This window comes from Acinetobacter sp. XS-4, assembly GCF_023920705.1.
GTDB lineage: Bacteria > Pseudomonadota > Gammaproteobacteria > Pseudomonadales > Moraxellaceae > Acinetobacter.
This window is the reverse complement of record NZ_CP094657.1, coordinates 816,119-822,686: the sequence shown is the minus strand read 5'-3', so window position 1 is coordinate 822,686 and position 6,568 is coordinate 816,119. Positions and strand designations below refer to the sequence as shown.

Below are 6,568 nucleotides of genomic sequence, written 5' to 3'. Positions count from 1 at the left end.
GTCTGCATTCCTTTTATATTATTGATTTAAATGATTTTATCTATAATTCTTTTTACTTAATGTTTTCAAGTTTTTGACCTACAACTTAAAAACATTAAGTAATGTGATCATTTTTACATTAACCACTTTAAAATAAAAAAAACAAATACTAAAGTACCTATAGAAAAAATTTTAATTAATACAAATTATATATAAGTCTTCTTTAAGTTTATCTTGTGTTAATTTAATGAAAAATTGCGTTAAATGTTTTATATATAAAACAAATTTCTTATTTTATTATTTACCATTTGTTGAAATGTCATTTAATTATAATATTCATATAACAATTATTAATATCTTAATAAAATAAAATATATTATTAATGATATATATAGAAAAAAAAGGCTTTAGGTAATATTTTACTATTACACTAAAACCTAATTTGTAAATATCTTATAAAATTTAAAACTGCAAATATTTAGAAATTATCCGGACTCTCAAATCGTTTTACTTCTTGTAACTTATTTGGGTCATGCATTGTTGCAATTCCATCTTCAGTTTTTTGGTCTACCAAAATATCTGGATTAAAAACGGTAATCGTTTCTCGACCCAGCGTATCCTCTCCAACAATATATTGAAAGCCTCTTCGATTCATCTTATGACACAATCGTTGATAGAGACCTTTTAGACCTTCGGTTTCTTCATTCGGATTGTAATAAAACGCATTCATCACAGCCGGTAGGCCTAGACCACATACAATGCCTGATAACAATACACTAATAAAAGTATAGCCAATCAGGATACTACTATAAGGGCTTAATGCAGGAATATTGGCAACCGCTAAAATCAATGCAAGTGAAATCCCCCCTCGCACCCCACCCCAAGATAAAATGGTTAAACTACCGTTATAACTTTTCATTTTCCGCATGTTCGGGAAAAAGGCAAAAGCCATGAAGTTGGCCGCAAAACGAGAGATATGTAGAATAAAGAACGCAACAATACCGCCTAAAATTAGGCTAAAGTTTAAATCAAGAATAAATAACTCTAGACCAATTAAAGTAAACAGAAATGAGTTGATGATTCCTTCTACAGTATGCCAAAAATGATTAACTTCTTGAATCTCTCGCTCTTCTCGTATTTCTTTCCATTTGTTTCCAACAATTAAACCGCCTATTACACAGGCAATCGGTGCTGATGCATGGGCAAACAAAGCCACTAAATATGCTCCACTCGCAAGTAAAGCTGTTGTCAAAATCAGGGATTCCATTTCATGTTTACCACGTAATAGACGTAACACCCCTACCCCGAATGCCCAACCAATCCCGACAGCAACAACGATTTCATAGAGTAACGCCTCTAGCGTCGCCATTAACGAAAAATGTTCACCTTGCAAAACATTGAGCAAGGTCATAAATAATGCAATACACATCGCATCATTAAATAGTGACTCGCCTTCTAACTTAACAATCAAATGATGCGGTGCACGAATCGAACTAAGTACACCTTTAATACCAATAGGATCCGTTGCTCCTAAAGCTGCGCCTAAAAGTAACAGCACCAGAATTGGCACATGATATCCAACCAGTAGTTGGAAGCCATAGAGCAATCCACCGAATAAAACGGCGCAAATGACTAAGGCAATAGTGGCCAAAATACTAATTTGCTTCCAGTAACTTCTTAAATCAGAAATTTTAAATTTAAGTGCTGAAGAAGTTAGAATAAAACAAATGACACCATTAATTAAAAAATCATAAAAATCGATATGGCGTACTGCTTCTTCAATATTATGAATATTAATGGTAATAAACTGATTACCGTTTAGTAGGCTTGCCCCCCATTGTAAGATAAAGACAAAAATTGCTGAGACCAACGGCACACCAATAGCCTGTGGAAAGCCTAAAATTCGCTTATTAAAGATCGTGGTTGCAATTGATAGCGCAAAAACCACTGTGAATGCTTGTAGTAGAAAAAAATTACCCATGAATACCCTTCTTCTGGGTCAACGACCAAATAAGAGAAACTTTGTTAGATCGACCAAACTTAATAAAAAACTGGCATGAAGAATGCCATAATCATAAAAAACAGAAATTAGGACACAAGTTTAACGAATTGAATGAACAATCTATCACTCTGTTAAATTTCTTAACATTATTTATAGTTATGATCTAAAGAAAAAACGGATGAGCTTCTTAAATATGTTTAACAAGACTCATCCTATAAAATCTTAAACTGGATTGTTAAAAGTATCGCATTGGTTAATATCACCAGTTTTTAAACCAACCTGAAACCAGTGCATTCGCTGTTCACTACTACCATGCGTAAAGCTATCTGGAACAACCTGACCAGTTGAGCGTTTCTGTAAATAATCATCTCCAATTTTTTGAGCAGCATCCATCGCTTCTTCAATATCACCTTGCTCTAAAAATTGAGTACGTTGCTGATTGTGACTCGCCCAAATACCAGCTAAACAATCGGCTTGCAATTCTTGACGAACAGATAATTGATTACCTTCTCTTTGACTCGCTTGTGCACGGGCTTGTTGTACTTGTGAGGAAATACCAAGCAAGGTTTGAACATGGTGCCCTACCTCATGTGCAACCACATAAGCTTGAGCAAAATCACCTGCCTGATCTTGTCTTGAAAGTTCAGTTTGGTTTTGCTCACCAGAAATTCCCATTTGCTGGCGCATATCTTTAAAGAATTCTGTATCGATATAAACCTTTTGGTCTGCTGGACAATAAAATGGTCCCATTGCAGATTGTGCAGTACCGCATCCAGATTGAATCATTCCACTAAATAGCACCAATCTTGGTGGCGTATATGTTTTACCTAACTGTTTAAATATAGGAGCCCACGTATCCTCTGTATCAGCCAAAACAGTTCCAACAAAATCAGAGGCTTCTTTTTGCTCGGGTGTTAAACTTTCTGGCGCAGTTGCATTTGACTGCTGTGACGCAGTGACTTGCTGAGTTGCCTGATAAGCTTGTTGTGGATCAACCCCAAAAAACTTCCACGCAACAAATGCAACGACCAAGCCAATAATACTAATACCACCTGCTTTAACACCGCCACCACCTCGACGGTCTTCCACATTAGTACTAATTCGACGACCTTTCCAGCGCATAATTTCCCTCTTATTTTAGAATGGCATCATGAACCCGATGCTTTTTTTGGCCACATTTTTTGTATTAAGCTCACAATTAATAGAACAATTGCTCCCGCAACTAATCCTATTCCAAAATTAATTAATGTCGGTGTTAAAGCACCAATAATATTGCCTACCGCCGGTATTGTTTCTACATGATCTACTGTGTTTTCAGTTAAGTGATGAAGTAACGGAATCGTATGATTAATAATCCCTCCCCCAACTAAGAACATTGCAATAGTGCCAACGATTGAAAGTAATTTCATTAAAATAGGTGCAAAAGCTAATAAGCCTCGACCTATAGTTTGCTTAAATGAGGCAGTTTGCTTCGTTAAATATAATCCCAAATCATCAATCTTAACAATCATGCCAACTAAGCCATAAACGCCAATTGTCATCACAATAGCAATAATACTGAGTACGCTTACCTTAGTCATTAAACTAGCTGTAGCCACGGTACCCAAAGAAATAACAACTATTTCAGCCGATAAAATGAAATCTGTTCGAACAGCTCCTTTTACTTTTTCTTTTTCAAAATTTGCTAAATCTAATTCTTCACTATCAAATTCTGCTTTTGCTTCTTCTGATGTAGAGGGCTTTTTATGCATGATGGTATGAAGAACTTTTTCGACTCCCTCATAACACAAAAATAAACCTCCCAACATTAATAGTGGATTAATCAGCCAAGGCGCAACCACACTAATCAACAATGCTAAAGGAACTAAAATAAGTTTATTAACAAATGAGCCTTTAGCCACTTTCCAAACAATAGGTATTTCACGATCTGCACGCACACCTGTAACTTGTTGTGCATTTAAAGCCAAATCATCGCCTAAAACACCAGCAGTTTTCTTTGCTGCCATTTTGCTCATTAAAGCAACATCATCTAAAATTGTTGCAATATCATCTAATAGTAAAAGTAAGCCACTTGCCATTTCTTATCCAAGTTTGTATTTATTAGGCTATTGTAAGATGATTTTTTTCAATTTCTGTAATTTTACTGAATAAATTCACAATATTATTTTAAGAAAAGTTTAACCAATCGCTGACGAATTTTTTTTATTTCCCGTACAATAATGCCAATCTTTTATATTGCAGGGCTTACTACCCCTGATTAAGCCAATAAGACAGTGGAATAAATAATGAGTAATGTTGATCAGCGTCCAATTATTTTGACAGGCGACCGCCCAACCGGACAACTTCATCTTGGGCATTTTGTCGGTTCTTTGCGTTCTCGTGTAGGTTTACAGGATAGCCATCATCAACATCTCTTGTTAGCAGATGCACAAGCCTTAACAGATAATGCAGATAACCCAGATAAAGTCCGTCGCAATATTTTGGAAGTTGCTCTAGATTATTTAGCTGTCGGCATTGATCCAACAAAAACCACGATTTGCGTTCAATCATGCTTACCAGCACTGAATGAGCTCACAATGCTCTATCTTAACTTCGTGACGGTTGCACGCTTAGAACGTAACCCGACCATTAAGTCTGAGATTCAAATGCGCGGTTTTGAGCGTGACATTCCAGCTGGTTTCCTCTGCTACCCTGTTGCACAAGCGGCTGACATTACTGCTTTTAAAGCGACTGTGGTTCCAGTGGGTGAAGATCAGATTCCAATGATTGAACAAACCAATGAAATTGTACGTCGAATAAACCGTCAAATTGGTCAAGACCTTTTACCTGAATGTAAAGCTTTGCTTTCAAATATGGCACGCTTACCTGGTTTTGATGGCAAGGCAAAAATGTCTAAATCATTAGGTAATACTATTGTTTTAAATGCTTCTGATAAAGACATCAAAAAAGCTGTAAATGCAATGTATACCGACCCAAATCATCTTCGTATTGAAGATCCGGGTCAAGTTGAAGGAAATATTGTATTTACTTACTTAGATGCATTTGATCCAAATAAAGAAGAAGTTGAAGAGTTAAAAGCGCACTATCGTCGCGGCGGCCTAGGTGATGGAACTGTTAAAAAACGCCTTGAAGGTGTTTTGAAAGAGTTGATCAGCCCTATCCGTGAACGTCGTGAAGAACTTGCTAAAGATCCTGACTATATTATGGATGTTTTACGTCAAGGTACAGATAAGTGTCGTCTTATTACTCAACAAACCTTAGATGAAGTTAAAGATGGTTTAGGATTATTTAAATTCTAATTCCTTAAAAAACTAAAAGCTCTTCGGGGCTTTTTTTTATGCTTATTTTATTCATAACATAATTTTTTAGAATTACTAATGTATTGACGACTATTCACATGCTTTTACCCTATTAACGTGAAGTAACACTTATTAACGCTAATAGCGATGAAGAATTTCTTAACTATCTCTATTATTGATCATGTAGGTTACATGATATGAACCTCACGACATTTCTCCTTAAACCGAAACTGTTTTTACAGATTCGTTGTTCTACGTAATGATCACCCCAATCATTACGTATTTTTTTGCTTAAATATTTTATTTTTTGATTACTTATTTTTATTTAATAGATAAAAAAACACCGCATCATTTTCAGATGCGGTGTTTTTTAAGATTCAAGATAAAGCGATTAAGCTAAACCTTTCTCTTTTAAAACTTGCAACATTGTTGAACCAAGCTCAGCTGGGCTACGAGTGTAAGCCATTCCCGCGCGTTCAAATGCAGCGAATTTCTCTTCAGCAGTACCTTGACCACCAGAAATGATCGCACCAGCGTGACCCATACGCTTGCCTTTAGGTGCAGTTACACCAGCAATGTAACCTACTACAGGCTTAGTCACGTTAGATTTGATGAATTCAGCAGCTTCTTCTTCCGCTGTACCACCGATCTCACCGATCATGATGATTGCATCAGTATCTGGATCATCTTGGAACAATTGAAGAGCTTCAATTTGGTTCATACCTGGGATTGGGTCACCACCAATACCGATACAAGTAGACTGACCTAAACCAAGCTTAGTTGTTTGAGCAACAGCTTCATAAGTCAATGTACCTGAACGTGAGATGATACCAATACGACCTGGTTGGTGAATGTGACCAGGCATAATACCAATCTTACATTCACCTGGAGTGATCACGCCTGGGCAGTTAGGACCAACTAAACGAGTACCGTTACCGTTAGTTTCTAAATAGCGTTTTGCTTTAAGCATGTCAATTGTTGGAACACCTTCAGTGATCACAACGATTAGGCCAACACCTGAATCAACCGCTTCAACGATAGAGTCTAAAACGAATGGAGCTGGTACATAAATTACAGATGCATCTGCATTTGTTTCACGTACAGCTTCTTTCATTGTGTTGAATACTGGTAGGTCAAGGTGAGTAGTACCACCTTTACCTGGAGTAACACCACCAACAACTTTTGTACCGTAGTCTAAAGCTTGTGCAGAGTGGAAAGTACCGTTTTTACCAGTAAAACCTTGTACCAATACTTTAGTGTCTTTATTAATTAATACGCTCATGATTGA

5 protein-coding genes are annotated in these 6,568 nt (G+C 36.4%); 1 reads left to right on the top strand and 4 read right to left on the bottom strand.

Annotated features, from left to right (window positions below):
• Nucleotides 1-457: 457 nt before the first annotated feature.
• The 3 genes from MMY79_RS04015 to MMY79_RS04005 form a co-directional block, all read right to left on the bottom strand.
• Nucleotides 458-1,960 carry a cation:proton antiporter gene (locus MMY79_RS04015; protein ID WP_252612183.1) on the bottom strand — a complete coding sequence of 501 codons (1,503 nt, stop codon included), beginning with the start codon at nucleotides 1,958-1,960 and terminating at the stop codon, nucleotides 458-460.
• A 243-nt stretch (nucleotides 1,961-2,203) separates the two neighbouring features.
• On the bottom strand, nucleotides 2,204-3,103 hold the full coding sequence (locus MMY79_RS04010; protein ID WP_252612182.1) for a neutral zinc metallopeptidase: 900 nt from the start codon (nucleotides 3,101-3,103) through the stop codon (nucleotides 2,204-2,206).
• 26 nt (nucleotides 3,104-3,129) lie between these two features.
• Entirely contained in the window at nucleotides 3,130-4,059 is a 930-nt protein-coding gene (locus MMY79_RS04005; RefSeq protein ID WP_151768824.1) for a DUF808 domain-containing protein, read from the bottom strand.
• Nucleotides 4,060-4,266: 207 nt separating this feature from the next.
• Between MMY79_RS04005 and trpS the strand changes: the two genes are divergently transcribed.
• Entirely contained in the window at nucleotides 4,267-5,280 is a 1,014-nt protein-coding gene (gene trpS, locus MMY79_RS04000; RefSeq protein ID WP_016137032.1) for a tryptophan--tRNA ligase, read from the top strand.
• A 391-nt stretch (nucleotides 5,281-5,671) separates the two neighbouring features.
• On the opposite strand, the gene sucD is transcribed toward trpS, so the two are convergent.
• Nucleotides 5,672-6,562: a succinate--CoA ligase subunit alpha gene (gene sucD, locus MMY79_RS03995; RefSeq protein ID WP_003655479.1), complete on the bottom strand. Its 891-nt coding sequence runs from the start codon at nucleotides 6,560-6,562 to the stop codon at nucleotides 5,672-5,674.
• Nucleotides 6,563-6,568: the final 6 nt, after the last annotated feature.

Coding starts and splice junctions, on each gene's coding strand:
- MMY79_RS04015 (WP_252612183.1), bottom strand. CDS start 1,960: ATGGGTAATTTTTTTCTACTACAAGCATTCACAGTGGTTTTTGCGCTA.
- MMY79_RS04010 (WP_252612182.1), bottom strand. CDS start 3,103: ATGCGCTGGAAAGGTCGTCGAATTAGTACTAATGTGGAAGACCGTCGA.
- MMY79_RS04005 (WP_151768824.1), bottom strand. CDS start 4,059: ATGGCAAGTGGCTTACTTTTACTATTAGATGATATTGCAACAATTTTA.
- trpS (WP_016137032.1), top strand. CDS start 4,267: ATGAGTAATGTTGATCAGCGTCCAATTATTTTGACAGGCGACCGCCCA.
- sucD (WP_003655479.1), bottom strand. CDS start 6,562: ATGAGCGTATTAATTAATAAAGACACTAAAGTATTGGTACAAGGTTTT.